Source organism: Ruegeria sp. E5 (assembly GCF_056534105.1).
On sequence record NZ_JBQFPA010000001.1, the window covers coordinates 1,021,841 to 1,039,209 of the forward strand.

Genomic DNA, 17,369 nt, shown 5'->3' on the forward strand with positions numbered 1-17,369 from the left:
GCGTCCGGATTCCCCGGCTCTTATATGCCCTTCCTCATGCGGCCTTTCGCAATTTTTCGATAACAGCCAACGTCTCTTGATTATCTGACAGGCTCTTTAACAAACGCGCCAGTTCTTTCTCTTCGACAAGCTTTGCGGCCTTGGCAGGTGAGAACCAGTGGCGCTTGCGTTCGTCGCGTTCCTTCCAACGGCGTTTGAGCCGTTCCACAATCAACGGATAAAGCGTTACGCGGCAAGGCACGCTGCTTTTACCCTCGTATCGCTTGTCATAGTGAAAGCACCCGATCGATTTCTTGGAGATAAAGCCAACCGCTCCGGCCTCTTCCAAAGCTTCGATTTCAGCGGCATGCCAAGGCTTCTTACCATCCATCATCCAACCTTTGGGGATGACCCACCGCCCCCGGTCACGCGAAGTGACCATGAGAACCCGCAGCTTGTCGGACTTGTCCCATCGCACTGGAAGCGCACCGATCTGATCTGTGAATTCGGTCTTGCTCATGCGCGCGCTCTTGGCTCTGGCACTACGCAAAGGGCAATGGCAACACATACGTGCTGTTGAACAAGGTGGCTACATCCAGAACGCCGGTGCACTTCGATTGCTACGCCTCGAAATAGAAACAGTTCTTTGAAGTCTCACAATGAATCGTGGGCTTTGCAACAGAAATTGTTGCAAAACGACTGAAACGCCACAAAAGTGAGATTGAAACCGAGTCGGATTGCCAGATGCCCAAAGCGGAAACGCGCGATAAGAAAACCAACAAGGGCCAGAGTCGGTTCAAGAAATCCGACCGCCGCCGTGAGATATTGTTGGAATTGAAGCTTCGCCCGCACGTCCGGATCAGCGAATTGGCGCAGCGTTTCAATGTTTCGGCGGAAACGGTGCGCAGGGATTTTGATGCCCTAGCTGATGATGGGCTGATCTCGCGGGCGCATGGCGGTGCCTCTGCCCCGATACAAGGACGTTATCCAAGTCTGGATGAGCGCACCCACGCCCGCCTTGATGAGCGTGAAAAGATCGGCAAATGCGCAGCTGACCTGATTCAGGAAGGCGAGACGGTGATGATCGATTCCGGCTCAACCACGATCGAGATGGCCCGTATGTTGGCGTATCGGGGCATTCACTGCACGGCAATTACGAATTCGATACCGGTGGCCATGACCCTTGGTCACGCACCCGTTGAAGTCATTCTATGCCCAGGCGAATATCTGACCGCCGAGTCCGCCACGATCGGGACAGATACACTGGATTTCCTGTCTCGTTTCAACGTCGATCGCTGCATGATTGGCGCGTCCGGCCTGTCAGAAGAAGGGCCGTCAGAGACCGTGCGCGGTTTCGCAACCGTCAAACGGATGATGCTGGCACGCGCCGCGACGCGACATCTTCTGATCGGGTCCGAGAAATTCGACCGCAAAGGTTTGACCCGTGTGGGCGACCTTGACGGGCTGAATTCAATCGTAACTGATACCAAACCAACAGGGGATTTGCTTGGCGCGATCAACGACGCCGGGGTGAAGATTCTTGTCGCTGAGCAGTCCTTACAAAGAACGACAAACCGTGGACAGAAAAGCCACGCATGACTGGGAGGAAGAAATGAAATTTGATATCAAACTACTGATCGGAGCTTCCGCAATCGCGCTCTTGTCTCTGTCGGGCACGGCTTCGGCGCAAGACTGCCCGCGCGGTGATCTGGATGCGCGGTTCTGCGATGCCGATGGCGATCTGATCGCGGATATCCCCGCTGATCCTGCCGATCAGATTGATCCTGATACCCTGATCTTTGCCTACACCCCGGTTGAAGACCCTGCCGTATACAAAACTGCTTGGTCAGACTTTCTTGATCATCTGAAAGCGGAAACTGGCAAAGACATTGTTTTCTTTCCAGTTCAGAACAACGCGGCCCAGATTGAGGCCATGCGTTCGGGGCGTCTGCATATCGCGGGCTTCAATACCGGTTCAAACCCGTTGGCCGTGAACTGCGCCGGATTCAGGCCCTTCACGATCATGGCGTCGAAAGACGGAAACTTCGGATACGAGATGGAGATCATCACCTATCCCGGTTCAGGCATCGAAAAGGTTGAGGATATCAAGGGCAAGCAATTGGCCTTTACTTCTCCTACTTCGAACTCGGGCTTCAAAGCGCCCTCGGCGATCCTGAAAAGCGATTTTGATCTGCTTCCCGAACGCGATTTTGAGCCGGTTTATTCGGGCAAACACGACAACTCGATCCTGGGTGTCGCAAACAAGGACTATTTGGCTGCCTCGATCGCTAATTCGGTCAAATCGCGGATGATCTCGCGCGATGTGATCAACGAAGACGACGTCATCACGATCTACAAGTCGCAGACCTTCCCGACGACAGGCTTTGGAACCGTGTACAACCTGACGCCGGAGCTACAGGAGAAAATCCGCAATGCCTTCTTCAGCTTCGACTGGGAGGGAACGACGCTTGAGGCTGAGTTCTCGAAATCGAATGAAGGTCAGTTCCTTGAGATGACCTATCAGGAGTTCTGGGACGTCATCCGCAAGATCGACGCGGCTAACGGCGTTTCCTACGCCTGCCAGTAATCGATACTACATCCAACGGGCCCTGCGGGGCCCGTTACCACCCGAACCGGGGGCATAAATGCTGCGGCTTCAAAAGCTTACAAAAACTTATAAAACCGGCGATCAGGCCCTGAAGGCGATCGATCTAGATGTGCCAAAGGGCCAGGTTCTGGCGCTGATCGGGCCTTCTGGTGCTGGAAAATCCACCATGATCCGCTGCATTAACCGTTTGGTTGAACCCACAAGTGGCGAGGTTCTGCTGGACGACGTGGACCTGGTCAAACTCGGCTCGGGCGCGCTGCGGAAAGCACGTCGTGAAATGGGGATGATCTTTCAGGAATACGCACTGGTTGAACGCCTGACTGTCATGGAAAATGTACTGTCGGGACGGCTGGGATATGTTGGGTTTTGGCGGAGCTTCCTGCGACGTTACCCCCAGTCTGACGTGGATGATGCATTCCGCCTGCTGGATCGCGTGGGTCTGTTGCATATGGCCGACAAACGCGCGGACGAACTGTCAGGTGGTCAGCGTCAGCGGGTTGGAATATGCCGGGCGCTAATCCAAAATCCCAAGCTTCTGCTGGTCGATGAACCGACCGCCTCACTGGACCCAAAAACCAGCCGTCAGATCATGCGCTTGATTACCGAGCTGTGTCAGGAACGCGGATTAGCCGCGATAATCAACATTCATGACGTGGCCCTTGCGCAAATGTTCGTACCGCGCGTCGTTGGCCTACGCTTTGGTGAAATCGTATTTGACGGCCTCCCCTCTGGGCTTACGCCTGACAAGTTGACCGAAATCTATGGCGAAGAAGACTGGGAAGCGACCATAGAGAAAGTTGAAGACGACGAAGAGATCGAGGCCGCGGAATGAGCCATCCCGAACTTGATGACCTGCTGGGCAAAGGCTGGCGGAAACCGGCCTTCGTCAAAAACGCCTTACTGCGCTGGACCTTGATCGTTGGATTCGTCGCCTATCTGATTGCGGCATTTATGACCATCGAGGTGGATTGGGGCCGGGTTTATGAAGGCTTGGATCGCGGTTGGGCTTTTGTCCTTGCTTTCACAAGCCCGGATTTCATATCGCGCTGGAGCGATATCTGGAGCGGTCTTCTTGAGAGCATCGTGATGACGGTTGCAGCGTCGGTGGTGGGCATCCTGATATCGATCCCGATCGGACTGGGCGCTGCACGCAATATTTCGCCTCTCCCGGTCTATGTGATCTGCCGGGGCATTGTTGCGATCAGCCGCGCCCTGCAAGAGATCATCGTCGCCATTCTTCTGGTTGCCATCTTTGGGTTCGGACCTTTGGCCGGCTTCCTGACACTGTCCTTCGCCACTATCGGTTTCCTGTCCAAGCTCTTGGCCGAAGACATCGAGGCCATGGACAAAGTGCAGGCCGAGGCGATCAAAGCCTCGGGCGCGCGATGGATGCAATGGATCAACTACGGCGTGCAGCCACAGGTCATGCCGCGACTGGTCGGGCTGTCGATGTACAGGATCGATATCAACTTTCGCGAAAGTGCAATTCTTGGGCTTGTGGGGGCCGGCGGCATTGGGGCCACGCTGAATACGGCGTTTGACCGTTATGAGTATGACACTGCGGCAGCCATTCTGATCCTGATCATCGGGATCGTCATGGCGCTCGAATACCTCTCGGGTATCATCCGCGCGAGGGTCCAGTAATGCCAGTGCTTGAACATGAAGGTACGCAAATCTGGCGCAGACGCACGACCGGTCAAAGCCTTGTGCGTTGGTTTTGCTGGCTGTTGGGTGTGGCGGTCTTTGTCTACTGCTGGCAGATCATCTCGGCCTCGACGACATGGTTCTTTGTGTGGGACGCACCCCGGATCGCGAACGATATCTGGACCCGCGCGACACCACCAAAGTGGGATTACATCACGCAGTTAGGCCGCCCGATCTGGGACACGCTGAACATCGCCACACTTGGTACGATCATTGCGCTGTTCCTTGCCGTACCGGTCGCCTTTCTGGCCGCCCGCAACACCACGCCGTCGGCCGTGTTCATCCGCCCCATCGCGTTACTGATCATCGTCTCAACCCGCTCGATCAACTCGTTGATCTGGGCGCTTTTGTTAATCGCAATCATTGGTCCCGGAGTGTTCGCAGGTGTTATCGCCATAGCCATTCGTTCGATCGGCTTCTGCGCCAAGCTTCTCTATGAAGCCATCGAGGAAATTGATCACACCCAAGTCGAAGCCATCACCGCCACCGGCGCATCCCGCTGGCAGGTCATGGCATATGGAATCGTCCCGCAAATATTGCCCGCCTTTGCCGGGATCGCCGTATTCCGCTGGGACATCAATATTCGCGAGTCTACGGTTCTTGGCCTTGTGGGCGCAGGCGGCATCGGGCTGCAATTGTCGGCGTCGCTGAACGTTCTGGCATGGCCGCAGGTCAGCCTTATCCTGATCGTCATTCTGATTGCCGTCATGATCAGCGAATGGGTGTCTGCCAAAGTACGAGGGGCAATTATTTGAGCCGCTTCACGACCCAAGAGGCTTTCGACGCCTACGAGGCCGTTCGGCATCGGCTTCCGGCTGCTGAACCGGCTGTTCAATCCTATCAGCATGCGAACACTTTGATGGATATTGCTGAAGGCTTCGATGTATTCCTTCTGGATGCGTTCGGTGTCCTCAATATCGGCGAGACTGCAATTCCCGGTACAGCCGCGCGGATTGATCAGCTTAGAGCCATGGGTAAACGCGTTCTGGTCGTCTCGAATGCAGCTGGTCACCCTCATGCGGCGCTCGTCGAGAAATACGCCCGGCTGGGATATGATTTTGCGTCAGAGGATATCATCACAAGCCGCGCAACACTGCTGGCAGAGCTGGGCGGTCAACGCGCGCTGCATTGGGGTTTGATGGCAACACCCAGCACCGGCCTTCGCGATCTGGAAGATTTGAACCTGACTTATCTCGATGACGATCCCGAGCCCTATGACTCGGTTGAGGGGTTTCTGATGATCGGCTCAGCCGTCTGGTCCGAGGCACGTCAGGCTCATTTGGAAGCAGCCCTGCTAAAACGCCCGCGTCCGGTATTGGTTGGAAATCCGGACATAGTCGCACCACGCGAGCACGGGTTTTCAGACGAACCCGGTCTGTTCGCGCATCGTCTTGCCGATCGAACCGGCGTTGTACCCGAATTCTTCGGCAAACCATTTGAGAATATTTTTGACTTGGCTTTTAAGCGACTTGGCCGGGTCGATAAAACTCGCGTGCTTATGGTTGGTGACAGCTTGCATACCGACATATTGGGGGCCCATGCTGCCGGAATCGCCTCGGCCCTGATTTCGGGGTACGGTTTTTTCGCAGGGCATGACGTCGATGACGCAATCACACAGGCGCAAATCATGCCGGATTTCGTTGTGAACCGACCATAATCTGATCACGCCTGCTTAGTTCCGCTTCAAATCCAAGCGTCCGTCAGTGCTTTTCAATACTCGCCATGTGATCAATCCGCGAAGGCATCACAGGTCGTTGTTGGCTCATCGCTTCCCAAATACTGAACCCTGCGCCCTTCATCAAAGGTTGGACTGCCCAACGCACATGCGATCTCTAAGCTCAACCTGTCCCAAACCCGAACATCACCGGCTTCGCTGGTTGTCGCAAAAGAATGTCCGTCAGGTGCAAGCGCGATACGCCAGGTCGGGCCTGCATGAATCTTTTCGACAGGCATGAGCCGACGGTGCGTCGCGGTATCCCACCAATGCAGTTCCCCAGATCGGTCGATTGCCACCAAGGTTGCCTCATCCGCCAAAAAGGCAACATCTGTCGCCCCACCCTTATGGCCACCATAAGCGGCAAGCTCTTCGCCGGTTTCAACATCCCACACCTTGACCACCTCATCGCTGGAAGCAGTTGCAGCCTGTGTGCCATCACGACTGAAAGCAACACTCCAAAGCGTGTTGTCATCAGCTTCAATCACTCTGATCAACTGACCGTCGCCAATCGACCAAATATAGACCTTACCATCCACCGAGGCCGCTGCCAGCATGCCGCCATCTTCAGAGACGGCGACACGATTTGCCTGAATGTCAGCTGGCGCAAAGCTCTTGACCAAATCAGCCTCTGAGATATCGATTTGCAGCACTCCATCTCCTGTCGCCACAAAGACCTCTAGACCTGACCCCGGCATGATCGACCAGACGGGAGCCTGCCCCAGATCGAGTTGATTTTTCAGCCGGATGGCAGCCATGTCCCAGATTTTCAAGCCGCCTTCGCGATCACCAGTCACCATGGTTTTGCCATCCAGCGAGAAAGAGATCGCCCACACCTGGCTTTCATGCCCCTTCAGCTGCATGGGTTTCATGGAAGCCCCCATCTTCCAGACCCAGATATTCCCCTCACTGTCACCGATGGCTATAGACTTTGCATCCGGCGTATAAGCGATGCCCAGCGCCTTTGCCCCGTTCTGCAAAACAAGCGTGTCTTTGCCGCCGGGGTCGATCCCAATCCGCCAGAGACGTACCTGCTGATCCCGGCCCAAAGTCGCCAGCAACGGGGCATTTTGGGCGACTTCAAGGTCCACAACCCTCTGACTGTGCGCTTGCACCACGTCGCCAACACTTTCCATGTTTGAATTTTCCAATCGCAGCGTTCCGTCTGCCCCTGCCCCTACCAGCAGATTGTCCGGCGCGGTAAATGCTGCTGCTACGATATCGGTACTATCTGAAAAACGATCAACAATTGGAGAACCATCCGGAAAACCAATCGTCGTGACCTTCCCGTTCGTATGGGATACCGCGAATGTTCTCCCGTCGCGGCTGAAGGACAGGTGATCGGGGTCAGGCCCCAGCGGACCGCCCGGTATCGGCGGAAATGCAGGCGTAGCCTTTGCGTCGACCCAGCCGAATATGCCACCATCGACATTTCCGGCTACAAGTCCTTCTGAAACGGGCGAAAACGCGACCTTTTTGAAGCCCAGCGGCATTTTCGCCAATGGCTCCCCAATTTGCATTCCATTGGAAACGTTCCAGAGGCGAACGGTCCCGTCACCGGTCGCCGACGCGATACGCTTGCCGGTGGAATCAAAGGCCACGCCAAATGCGACGTCATTGCCAGAGAACAGTGTCGTGATCGGGCCGTATCTGGCCGAACCAACATTCCAAAGGCGAACATCCCCATCCGTTGCCGCTGAAACCAGCAACTCTCCATCGGGAGAGAATGCAACATCCCTTATCCCGCCGGAATGCCCCACCAGTTCAGCAATAACCGCTCCGCCGGATTCAGCCCTATGAACCACGATGCGCCCATCACGCAATCCAACCGCAACACGCGTACCGGATGCATCAATAGCCATCGTCTGCGCGTCACCAACCGTAAACGGGCTGCCCAGTGGGACAAGCCCACCCTCACCCAGATTTTGCCGAGCCATCAGCATCGCCGCCCTCGCTTCTGATGTCGAACCAGCAGTTTCGGCTCGGACAATCGCTTCGGCGCTGAGTGACAGGGCTAGCAAGGGATCTGTATCCGATAACCCGTTCGCCGCAGCGCCTAGCGCCCTTGCGAACCTTTCATTGGCTTCAGCTGTTGCGGCAACGGCCATCTGTCTGTTGCTTTCGGCAAGGTTGGACGCGCGGATAGCCAAGAAAGACGAAACCGTTGCGCCAATGGCCAGCAAGGCAAGGGCAGCAACGGCAACTTGATTGATACGTCGACGCCGACGCCGGCGCATTTTGGATGCAGCCTGCGCTTGGTCACGCGCATCTCGTGCAGCGCCCAGAAATTCCCGCTCTAACGCACCGAGGATATTCTGGTTCTTCACCGACCATTCTTCAGCCGACAACAACCTTGTGCCGCGATAAAGTAAATCGGGCTCGCGATTTTCAACATCCCACTCTGCAGCGTCATGCTGAATACGCTGACGCATGCGCAGATCATCGCGGCTTTCTTCGATCCATGAATTAAGTCGCGGCCATGTACGCAGCAGCGCCTCATGCGCAATCTGAACATTTTTGTCATCCAGCGTCAGCAACCGCGCATCTGTCAAAGCTTCAACGACCCGCCGCGTTGTGTCCGGGTCCGAGTCGCGCTCGATCTCATCGATCGGCAACAACCGCCGTGTGTCCGGTGTCCCCTCGCCGGGCGTAACCAGACGCAAGAATAGCCGCCGGGTTGCTTCTTGCTGAACTTTGTCAAAAACGTCTGTAAAAAGTGTCTCTGCTGTCTGGCTGATTGCCCCTGTGACACCACCGGACTGACGGTAGCCGTCCAGAGACATGACCGCACCTTTACGTCGGCTCCATGTTTCATACAGAGAATGCGCCACCAGCGGGAGCGAACCCGCTTCGCGCCCGGCCTCATCAACGATCGCATCAATAAGGGACCTGTCCATGTGCAAACCAGCTGCATGTGCCGGTTCGCTGATTGCGCGGCGCAGCTCGGGCCGTGTCATCGGCCCGACCAAAAACTGGTTTTCCGAGATTCGATCCGCAAGCCACGGTATCTCTGCACACGATGCATAAAAGTCCGCACGGATTGTCAGCACGATACGAACGCGGCTATCTGCAGGGTCCGTCATGGCTGACAAAGCTTCGATGAACTTGCTTCTGCGTTCATGTTTGACCAGCGTGAACAATTCTTCGAACTGATCAATGCAGATCAACAACTCTCCTTCATTCGCGGTGGCCAATCGGCGCGCCGCACTCGGATAGGCGATGAAGTCGTTGAGCGAGACCTGAGCCGTAAGGTGAGAATTGTCGCCGATGAGTTGAAAGTACAAATCGGTCATTGGATCGCGCCCGGGAGTAAAAACACAAACGCGCCAGTTTTCGCTACCGGATATCGCGTTGGCAGCGATCGCTGGCAGCAGCCCTGCTCGCAGAACGGATGATTTACCACTGCCGGATGAGCCACCCAGAACCAATATCCGGCTCTGTTGAAGCCGGGTCACAAGTTCCTCAACAAGATCCTCGCGTCCAAAGAAATAGTCGGAATCCTCTGGCTGGAACGCGGCGAGCCCTTTGTAGGGGCATTCCACCCTACTTTCCGATATCTGCGTCACAGCTTCGGATGCGGCCTCTCGCCGGTCACGATCCAACGCATCATTCATTGCACTGCGCCAGGACACCATATCCAGAAAACGCGCCTGCGGGTCCATTGCCATCCCGTGCTCAATGCAATCACGCCACATTTCTGGCAGGCTGGAAAGATACTCGGTAACGCGATGGAATGGCGGCGGCGCCTTTCCCGTCAGGACATGCCACATCAGCGCGCTGGCCGAATAAATGTCGGTCATCGGCGTCACGGGTTGCCCGTGCTCAGCTTGTTCTGGCGCTTGGTAGAGCGGTGTCCCAGCCATCATGGTCGCGCCGGTCACACCGATCGCTAAATCCTTTGCAATACCGAGATCCGCCAGAAAAACCCTCTCGTCTAGGCCGACCAAAGCATCAGAAACCGTCGTGCTGTTATCGTCTTTGGACCGCTTCACTCGTTGCAGAAGGACATTTGCGGGTTTGACGTCCCGATGCACGACATTCGCGTCGTGAACCGCAGACAAGCCATCTGCCATTGCATCAATCAGTATTTCCACACCTTCGCGTTTGGCCAAAGCAGCGGGGCTTAGACGCTTTAGTCGGTCGGCCAATGTGCCGCGATCCGCGTAGTCCATGACAAAATAGGGCCGCCCGTCCTCCAAACGCCCCACGTCATGCACGGAGACAACGCGCGGAGATCGAATGCGCCGCAACAGACGGGCTTCTTCGAGAAAATGGGTGATGACTTTGTCATTGGTCGCAAGGTTGGCGTGCAGAATCTTGAGGGTTACCGGAACCTCCAACTCGTCATCCCGCGCAAGGACAACCGCCGCGAACCCACCGCTCGCGATTTCACGGTCAACAGCGTAACGGCCGATGAACGCGGGAAAAGTCATGATATTCTTGGCGCTTCAGAGGTGCTCTTGCACATCCACGCAATGATACTTGGTCGCATCCAATATGTTGTGGTCCCTATCGGCAGCAGTAACGCACAGTGTCGTCCCTCCCTCGCGCGCCGATGTCGAGGCCGCCTCCTTCGTCACATAGCTTGGGTAATCATCGTGCCGATGCCACCTGCCTTGAACGGCATTGAATTCGCTTTGGGCATTTCTGCCGACTTGCTCAACGGAATAGCTTTCGCCCCACCATGTATGGAAATGGTTCTTCGATACGTCCGGAGTGAAATTCGCATCGTAGTTTACAAGCAGTTCGTCACCCTCTTTGGCGACCGATACAATCTGCACCTCACACCCATCCACAGGGCAGGCATTGGGCATCGCTGACTGGGCAGTTGCATCAGCACCGAACAAGAGTGTAGCTGCACCCAGGATCAGAGCGCCCTGACGAAGCTGGTTTCCTGAAGTATTCAATGACATCATTCCCTCCCAATCTTGGTTGAAATACGCAATTGGTGCCGATTCTAGCACAATCGCGAGTTTCTTTCTGAGACTTTCACCACAGAAGCCAGAATTCAGGCGTGCCACGTCGTTTATCGGCGGACGACCTCAAACTCTAATGGGCGCGCATCAGAGTGCAAAATTGATAGTGCAGGCGATATCAGCCCGCTATCGGCCAGCATTATGTTCTCGCGCTTAAGCTGGATTTCACGCGCATTCTCGAATTGTACGTAAGTTCCCGACGAACTGCGATCCGCCAGCATCAGCTTCCCGCCTTTCATGCTGAGTACCGCATGCAGTCGCGAAACCCACGGCTCAGGCAGGATGACATCGCATTGACTGGATCTGCCGATCGTTAGCTCCCCGCCTTCCCGACACCGCCAGGTATGATCGTCGTGATAAAGAATGAGCGCAAAGCTTTCATTCTGCTGCATGCCCTCAGATCCGCTGGCCGTCTGCGTCGGCAGATGCATCACGGTGCTTAACCCGTCCGTTGAGGCCACGATTGAATAGGCTTTGACCGGGTCACTCACACCTTTCAGGCGAAGCAATCCGATTGGGGTGAGCATCTGGAGACTTTCGGGGCTTAGATCCTTGGCGACGCTTTCGCTGACACAAGCTTCACCCGGATTGGCCGCGGCCGCCAAACGTGCGGTCAGATTTACTGTTTCGCCAAATATCCCATTATCGCCAATAACAACGGGACCTTGATGAACACCCGCGTGGACCGACAGTAATGTTCCGGGCGGTTTCTGAATCATCTCTACAACCGCGTTTACGGCGGCCTCGGGTTCCTTGAAATAGGACAAGACATCATCGCCTTTTTGCCCCACAGGAACTCCGCCAAACCCAAGTAGAACCTCGCGCAATCGATCGATTTCAAACTGAATCAACTGCTGCGCCTGATCGTCCCCCATTTCTTCGTAGAACGGAGTGCTGTCAGAAATGTCAGCAATTATGGTCGTGACGAGCTTGGTTTCCACGGTGCTACTCGCAATTTGCTTGTCCGGAACGGCAAACCCTATTTGGGATCATAAACATAACCTATACCCCGCACGGTTCTGATGATTTCCGGCTTTTCCGGGTTGGTTTCAAGCTTCCGGCGCAGTCTGGATATTCTGATATCAATGCTGCGATCGAACGGGTCCCAGGACCGGTCATGCGCTTGTTCTAGCAACTGATCACGGTTCAAAACACGCCCTTTGTTTTCAGCAAACACCTTGAGCAGACTATACTCCATCGCCGTTAGCGGGACCTCGGATCCATCCGGCGCAAGAAGTTTGGCTGCCTCTTTATCCAGCGTGTAGTCGCCAAAAAGGGCCAAATTGCCTTCGGAGGCATCTGCGGGCAGACTTTCGTTGATGGCCCCTCGGCGCAATAGGGCCTTGATCCGCGCTTCCAGTTCCCGAAGATCAACCGGCTTTCCAAGATAGTCATCTGCCCCCATCTCAAGCCCGATGATCCGGTCCACTACATCGCCTGCTGCAGTCAACATGATCACGGGCGTCGTGTTTTCAGGACGAAGCGATCTGAGGATCGAAAGACCGTCTTCCTTTGGCATATTGATATCCATGATCATGACATCAACAGCACGAGAGGAGATGACAGACCGGAGCTCTTCTCCGCCAGCGGCTGCAGAAACCTCGTACCCGCGTTTGCTCAGATATTCCTGAAGCATCTCGCGCACGTCGATCTCGTCATCGCAAACCAGGATATGGGTTTTCTGGTCATTCATCCGTTTGATCCTTCTGATCGGCGAGCAGCTTTCCGACAAGTATTCTCAGTTCCGAAGGCGAGACGGGTTTTTCCAGATAGGGCAGACCGGATTCCTTCAGCAGTCCCAATGAGCTTTCACCCATGGTGTCCCCGGTGATGTATGCTGTCCGGGTCAGCATTTTCGGAAAACGCGCCACCAGCGCCTCATAAATCTTGCGTCCGTCAACACCGGGCATGTTCATATCACTTAGGAATACATCGTAGCTGGTGGACTGCAGTTGCCTGAGCGCCTCTTCCCCTGAGGTAACGAAATCAACGTGAAAGCCATCCTTCCGCAGTATCTCGGCATTGATCTCACCCACTTCGACCTCATCATCCACGACCAATGCACGGTGCTTGGCAAAATTCGCGGCGGGTTCGGGTTTTTCTTCAGCCACATCATTTTGCATCTTTGCGACGGGCAGAGTTATCCGGAAGCAGGTGCCGGAGATAGCGGCCTGATCAAGCCTGATCTGACCGCCATGGGACAGAATGATCCGGTGACAGAAAGCAAGCCCAATCCCGGTGCCGTCACCCACCTCCTTTGTGGTAAAGAACGGCTCGAAGATACGTGCGCGTATGGCTTTGGGGATACCGGGGCCATTGTCCTGAACCGTGATCTCAACCATTCCGGTGTCAGGCTTGACCTCGGCAGACAGCATGATCTGGTCGCCGATGCCGGATGCGGTCATGGCCTGCTCGGCATTGATGATAAGATTCAAGACGACTTGCGTAAGCTGGTCCGCATCCCCGGCAACTGCGGGCAGGTCTTCTGGCACACTTTGCTCAATGCGAATTTCGCCTGATGAGCTACCGTACCCGGCGACATCCGCAGCTGTTTCGATCATGCTGGGAACATCAACCTGCTCGATCTTGCTGGGCTGCTGACGCGCCATCGCCAGAAAGGTCTTAACAATCTTCGCGCAGCGTTCTGCGGCATTGCCGATTTTTTCAATCCTGACACCGAGATCGGGGTCAGAAATTTCTTCCTTCAACATCAACGAATGACCCACAACAACCGACAATGGATTGTTAAGCTCATGCGCCACACCGGCGAGTAGTTCGCCTAGCGCAGACATCTTTTCGTTCTGGAACAGCAGCTCTCGTTGCTTTTCAAGCTCGGCCTCAATGGCCAATTCATCGGTCAGATCGCGGGTATTGGAAACGATTACTTCTTCACCATTGAACTCGATCAGCCGTGAAGAATCCGCCCCCCAGAACTTTCGCCCGCTTGCATCGACGAACTCCATACGCCGATCCTTAAGCGCCCCCGCTTGCCGGAGGTCTTTCAGGTACCGTTCGCGCTCATTCGGGTCCGCATAGTAGGATTTCGAACTTTCTGCTTCACCAAACAGCGCCTTTATCTCGGGCGTAGCAAACAGCACCTCGCCGGTGTCGGCATGCGTCATGTTGATGGCTGCTGGATACGCCTCCATGACCTGACGGATCAGGGCATCAGCCTCTTTCTGGACGGTTAGATCGATCACGCTGGTCACGATGACTTCTTCGCCTTTGTAATCGATCAATTGAGACGAAATCGACGCAGGGAAGGTTTTGCCAACCGCATTAATCAAGTCGAGCTTGTAGTCATCGACACGACCATCGGCCAAAAGCTGGGTTACAAAATCCGCGCGCTCTTCCGGCTTTTGATAATGCTGTTTTGCAGATTTGGAAGGTCCAAACATCTGCAGCGCAGCAGGCGTGCGATACAGTATCTGACCATCACCAATCCGCGCCATAGTTACGATTGCCGAACTGGCATCCAGCACCTTTCGGATCAATAGATCGCCGTCGCGCTCTTCGACCTCGGCTTGTTTGCGTTCGGTGATATCCTCACGCGTTACGACAAATCCGCCGAACTTGGTAGGATGAACAGAAACCAGATAGGTACGCCCATCCGTTTCCGTCAGCTCAAAGTCTTGGATGAACTCGACCCCATTAGCCAAACGGTCCGAAACCCACTGCTGTTCATTGCCAATCGCATCAGCGTAAATTCCCCGGCGCGCCGTCTCACGCATCAGGATTTCCCAGTCCAGTCCGGGTTGCAGCAGGTCGGCAACCCCCTTGTTCATCTCGGCATATCGTTGATTGAACAAGACAAGGCGGCGATCATCATCATAGAGGGCGAACCCTTCTTTGAGAGATTCGATCGCATCACGAAGAAGGTCCCTCGCCTTCTCGATTTCTTCAAATTCGTTCGCCATGCCCATCGTCATCCTGAATTTTTAGGATACCATTGTTTCAATGCCATTTCAAAATCAGCATCGCGTGTTTCAATTGTTTCAATAGGTGCCAACTCAGCCAAGTACAGGCCGATAAACCTGTTTGTTTTTGAGCCAGATAGCAAGTTGTGTGACCTGCTTCACAGAGCAACAACTGAAACACTTGGCACCGCTTCCAGACATCACAATGAAACATAGAAAGGTCAGTTATTGCCCATCTTAAGTGCGATTGGGTAAGAACGATGACTATTTCTTTTAGAGCTACTGAAATGATTAACGCACCTATTTTTGCGTTGCATTCTTCGGCGTCCAATAGTGGGCAATGGAACCAACTGGCGGCGGATCTGGAAGGTCGCTTTAGTGTTCACGCCGTTGATCTTCCTGGTTACGGTCGTAGCCCGTTGACTGGAGATAACTCTCGAAACGGCGCGGCGTTTTCTGCCATTCCGATCATCCGGGAAATCGAAGCGCTGGGACGCCCCGTTCATCTTGTTGGGCATTCCAACGGCGGAGGTATTGCCATCAAGATCGCGTTGATGCGTCCTGATCTTGTCAAAAGCCTGACGGTATATGAGCCTGCAGCCTTTCATTTTCTGCAGGCTGGCAATGAGGTCAGCAAGAAACTGTTCGGGCAAATCCAGCTTCTCGCGGGTGTGGTGAGCGCCGCAGCAGCGGATGGCGATGCCGCTGCTGGTATGCATCACTTTTTGGATTTCTGGAACGAGAAGGGGTTTTGGAACTCGCTGCCCGCGCAGGCCCGGGACCGGTTCATTGGGATGATCCCATCAGTCATGTCTGATTTTGCAAAAGGTTTTGCTGAAACCTGGCAACTGAAGGACCTGTCAAAGCTTGAAATACCGACGTTGGTAATGACTGGTTTGGAGTCACCTGAGATTGCGCAGCACGTCTCGGTCGAGATCGCGAAGGCTTTGCCCAATGCGCGGATCGCGTTGCTGCCCGAGCTGGGTCATATGGCGCCGGTCTTCCAGCCCGAATGGATCAACTCAAGGATTTTCGAACACGTGGCCAATGTGGAGCGGCCCGTTGAAACTGTCAGCTGGCCAGAACGTCAAGCTGCCTGACCGGGGCCGCATTTAGCAATGCGGCCTTCATCAAACCACTGCTACATCAAAAGGAGCAATATCATGGGTATTCAAACATCGATCAACGCCACCACAGACTTTGCGGCAATCAAAGCAAAGCAAAACGTCGCCTGGGGCTCCGGCGACTACAGCAAAGTGGGTGTCACGCTGCAAATCACGGGCGAGGAACTGGCTGAAAGCATGGATCTGATGCCTGGTTCCAAGGTACTGGATGTCGCCGCCGGGAATGGTAATGCCACCCTGGCCTTCGCCCGGCGCTTTTGTGATGTTACATCGACCGACTATGTAGAAGCCCTACTGGACGCCAGCAGCCAGCGCGCCAAAGCGGAAGGTCTGTTCGTGACCTACAAGGTTGCCGACGCCGAAAACCTGCCTTTCGATGATCAATCCTGCGACGCGGTGGTTTCGACGTTCGGCGTGATGTTCACACCGAACCAACAACAATCAGCAGCAGAGCTGCAACGGGTCGTCAAACGCGGCGGCAAGATTGGTCTGGCCAACTGGACGCCGGACAGCTTCATCGGCCTTCTGTTCAAAACGATCGGTAAACATGTGCCTCCACCTGCTGGCGTAAGCTCTCCGGCTTTGTGGGGCAGCCGGGACTGGATTGAAGAAGCCTTCGGATCGCGCAGCACCATCGTTTCGTTCCGACGCAAGAACTTCATGTTCCGCTACCGTTCAGCCGAACACTTCCTAGAGTATTTTCGGACTTTCTATGGCCCGATGCAAAAGGCCTTCGATGCACTGGACGCATCGGGACAAGAGGCGCTGCAGCGCGATATCATGGCCCTGATCGAGAAGTTCGATATCTCAGGCAATGACACACTTTGCATCTCATCCGAGTACGCTGAAATTGTCATGCAGCGCGGCTGAGATCGTGAATCACTGGCTCATCGTTCTTTGACCCAACCGTCAAAGAACGATGAAGATCACCCGGTGTAGTCGATCCACCATTTTCTTGGTATTAGTTTGTTTAAGGGGGATTTTGTTATGGCCGAGCGCACACTTTATGAAAAATACGGTGGGTTTTCACAGATCAGCAAGATCGTGTTCTCGTTCTATGACATCCTGCTGGACAACGACGAGGTTGGACCCTTCTTCGACAACGTGGATATGAGCCGCATGGTCGACCATCAGACCAAGTTCATAGCATCGCTCCTTGGTGGTCCGGCCTCCTACACCGACAATCAACTGCGCCAGTTACACTCTCATCTCGCAATTACGGATGACCATTTCGACGAGTTGGAGGTCGTGCTCCGTGATGCTTTGCAAAGACACGGCGTTGATGCCGAGGATATCGATATCGTTGTCGCGGAATTCAGTAAACGTCGCCCCTTGATTGTTGGATAA

Annotated in this window: 15 protein-coding genes; 9 read left to right on the forward strand and 6 right to left on the reverse strand. The window is 54.7% G+C overall.

The window, feature by feature from the left end; all coding sequences use genetic code 11:
* Positions 1–34: 34 nt before the first annotated feature.
* Positions 35–499, reverse strand: coding sequence for an NUDIX hydrolase (locus tag ACR0BI_RS05185; RefSeq protein WP_170396245.1), 465 nt, complete (start codon positions 497–499; stop codon positions 35–37).
* A gap of 224 nt (positions 500–723) precedes the next feature.
* Here ACR0BI_RS05185 and ACR0BI_RS05190 point away from each other — a divergent pair, with 224 nt between their 5' ends.
* The 6 genes from ACR0BI_RS05190 to ACR0BI_RS05215 are packed head-to-tail and all read left to right on the forward strand — an operon-like array spanning position 724 to position 5,948.
* Positions 724–1,578, forward strand: coding sequence for a DeoR/GlpR family DNA-binding transcription regulator (locus ACR0BI_RS05190; protein ID WP_170403399.1), 855 nt, complete (start codon positions 724–726; stop codon positions 1,576–1,578).
* A 13-nt stretch (positions 1,579–1,591) separates the two neighbouring features.
* Entirely contained in the window at positions 1,592–2,566 is a 975-nt protein-coding gene (phnD, locus tag ACR0BI_RS05195) for a phosphate/phosphite/phosphonate ABC transporter substrate-binding protein (RefSeq protein ID WP_480561313.1), read from the forward strand.
* 58 nt (positions 2,567–2,624) lie between these two features.
* Positions 2,625–3,419 carry a phosphonate ABC transporter ATP-binding protein gene (phnC, locus tag ACR0BI_RS05200; protein WP_170396238.1) on the forward strand — a complete coding sequence of 265 codons (795 nt, stop codon included), beginning with the start codon at positions 2,625–2,627 and terminating at the stop codon, positions 3,417–3,419.
* Positions 3,416–4,231, forward strand: a complete 816-nt coding sequence (gene phnE, locus ACR0BI_RS05205) for a phosphonate ABC transporter, permease protein PhnE (protein WP_170422367.1) — start codon at positions 3,416–3,418, stop codon at positions 4,229–4,231. The genes phnC and phnE (ACR0BI_RS05205) overlap by 4 nt, the downstream gene beginning before the upstream one ends.
* Positions 4,231–5,046 (forward strand): phosphonate ABC transporter, permease protein PhnE, encoded by an 816-nt coding sequence (gene phnE / locus ACR0BI_RS05210; protein ID WP_170396234.1) that lies wholly within the window; start codon positions 4,231–4,233, stop codon positions 5,044–5,046. The genes phnE (ACR0BI_RS05205) and phnE (ACR0BI_RS05210) overlap by 1 nt, the downstream gene beginning before the upstream one ends.
* Positions 5,010–5,948 (forward strand): HAD family hydrolase, encoded by a 939-nt coding sequence (locus ACR0BI_RS05215; protein WP_170663748.1) that lies wholly within the window; start codon positions 5,010–5,012, stop codon positions 5,946–5,948. Before phnE (ACR0BI_RS05210) ends, ACR0BI_RS05215 begins: the two co-directional genes overlap by 37 nt.
* Before the next feature lie 71 nt (positions 5,949–6,019).
* Here the strand turns inward: ACR0BI_RS05215 and ACR0BI_RS05220 are convergent, their stop codons facing one another.
* The 5 genes from ACR0BI_RS05220 to ACR0BI_RS05240 all read right to left on the reverse strand — a co-directional run bounded on the left by ACR0BI_RS05220 (position 6,020) and on the right by ACR0BI_RS05240 (position 14,898).
* On the reverse strand, positions 6,020–10,438 hold the full coding sequence (locus ACR0BI_RS05220) for a WD40 repeat domain-containing serine/threonine protein kinase (protein ID WP_480561312.1): 4,419 nt from the start codon (positions 10,436–10,438) through the stop codon (positions 6,020–6,022).
* 15 nt (positions 10,439–10,453) lie between these two features.
* Positions 10,454–10,918 (reverse strand): hypothetical protein, encoded by a 465-nt coding sequence (locus tag ACR0BI_RS05225; protein ID WP_170396227.1) that lies wholly within the window; start codon positions 10,916–10,918, stop codon positions 10,454–10,456.
* A gap of 113 nt (positions 10,919–11,031) precedes the next feature.
* Positions 11,032–11,922 carry an adenylate/guanylate cyclase domain-containing protein gene (locus ACR0BI_RS05230; protein WP_480561311.1) on the reverse strand — a complete coding sequence of 297 codons (891 nt, stop codon included), beginning with the start codon at positions 11,920–11,922 and terminating at the stop codon, positions 11,032–11,034.
* Positions 11,923–11,960: 38 nt separating this feature from the next.
* On the reverse strand, positions 11,961–12,674 hold the full coding sequence (locus tag ACR0BI_RS05235) for a response regulator (protein WP_170396223.1): 714 nt from the start codon (positions 12,672–12,674) through the stop codon (positions 11,961–11,963).
* The gene (locus ACR0BI_RS05240) at positions 12,667–14,898 is read right to left on the reverse strand and encodes an ATP-binding protein (protein ID WP_480561310.1); all 2,232 of its coding nucleotides are present in this window, start codon (positions 14,896–14,898) and stop codon (positions 12,667–12,669) included. Before ACR0BI_RS05240 ends, ACR0BI_RS05235 begins: the two co-directional genes overlap by 8 nt.
* 260 nt (positions 14,899–15,158) lie before the next feature.
* Between ACR0BI_RS05240 and ACR0BI_RS05245 the strand changes: the two genes are divergently transcribed.
* The 3 genes from ACR0BI_RS05245 to ACR0BI_RS05255 all read left to right on the forward strand — a co-directional run bounded on the left by ACR0BI_RS05245 (position 15,159) and on the right by ACR0BI_RS05255 (position 17,369).
* The gene (locus tag ACR0BI_RS05245) at positions 15,159–15,998 is read left to right on the forward strand and encodes an alpha/beta fold hydrolase (RefSeq protein WP_480888626.1); all 840 of its coding nucleotides are present in this window, start codon (positions 15,159–15,161) and stop codon (positions 15,996–15,998) included.
* A gap of 63 nt (positions 15,999–16,061) precedes the next feature.
* A complete protein-coding gene (locus ACR0BI_RS05250) occupies positions 16,062–16,892 on the forward strand; it encodes a class I SAM-dependent methyltransferase (RefSeq protein WP_480561308.1) in 831 nt (276 codons plus the stop codon).
* A 117-nt stretch (positions 16,893–17,009) separates the two neighbouring features.
* Complete coding sequence (locus ACR0BI_RS05255) at positions 17,010–17,369, forward strand: group I truncated hemoglobin (RefSeq protein ID WP_170403431.1); 360 nt, start codon at positions 17,010–17,012, stop codon at positions 17,367–17,369.

Bases quoted from the DNA above. Each gene is read 5' to 3' on its own strand.
- phnE (WP_170422367.1), top strand. From the start codon at position 3,416: ATGAGCCATCCCGAACTTGATGACCTGCTGGGCAAAGGCTGGCGGAAA.
- ACR0BI_RS05225 (WP_170396227.1), bottom strand. From the start codon at position 10,918: ATGTCATTGAATACTTCAGGAAACCAGCTTCGTCAGGGCGCTCTGATC.
- phnC (WP_170396238.1), top strand. From the start codon at position 2,625: ATGCTGCGGCTTCAAAAGCTTACAAAAACTTATAAAACCGGCGATCAG.
- ACR0BI_RS05190 (WP_170403399.1), top strand. From the start codon at position 724: ATGCCCAAAGCGGAAACGCGCGATAAGAAAACCAACAAGGGCCAGAGT.
- ACR0BI_RS05250 (WP_480561308.1), top strand. From the start codon at position 16,062: ATGGGTATTCAAACATCGATCAACGCCACCACAGACTTTGCGGCAATC.
- ACR0BI_RS05220 (WP_480561312.1), bottom strand. From the start codon at position 10,438: ATGACTTTTCCCGCGTTCATCGGCCGTTACGCTGTTGACCGTGAAATC.
- phnD (WP_480561313.1), top strand. From the start codon at position 1,592: ATGAAATTTGATATCAAACTACTGATCGGAGCTTCCGCAATCGCGCTC.
- ACR0BI_RS05245 (WP_480888626.1), top strand. From the start codon at position 15,159: ATGACTATTTCTTTTAGAGCTACTGAAATGATTAACGCACCTATTTTT.
- ACR0BI_RS05255 (WP_170403431.1), top strand. From the start codon at position 17,010: ATGGCCGAGCGCACACTTTATGAAAAATACGGTGGGTTTTCACAGATC.
- phnE (WP_170396234.1), top strand. From the start codon at position 4,231: ATGCCAGTGCTTGAACATGAAGGTACGCAAATCTGGCGCAGACGCACG.
- ACR0BI_RS05215 (WP_170663748.1), top strand. From the start codon at position 5,010: ATGGGTGTCTGCCAAAGTACGAGGGGCAATTATTTGAGCCGCTTCACG.
- ACR0BI_RS05185 (WP_170396245.1), bottom strand. From the start codon at position 499: ATGAGCAAGACCGAATTCACAGATCAGATCGGTGCGCTTCCAGTGCGA.
- ACR0BI_RS05240 (WP_480561310.1), bottom strand. From the start codon at position 14,898: ATGGCGAACGAATTTGAAGAAATCGAGAAGGCGAGGGACCTTCTTCGT.
- ACR0BI_RS05235 (WP_170396223.1), bottom strand. From the start codon at position 12,674: ATGAATGACCAGAAAACCCATATCCTGGTTTGCGATGACGAGATCGAC.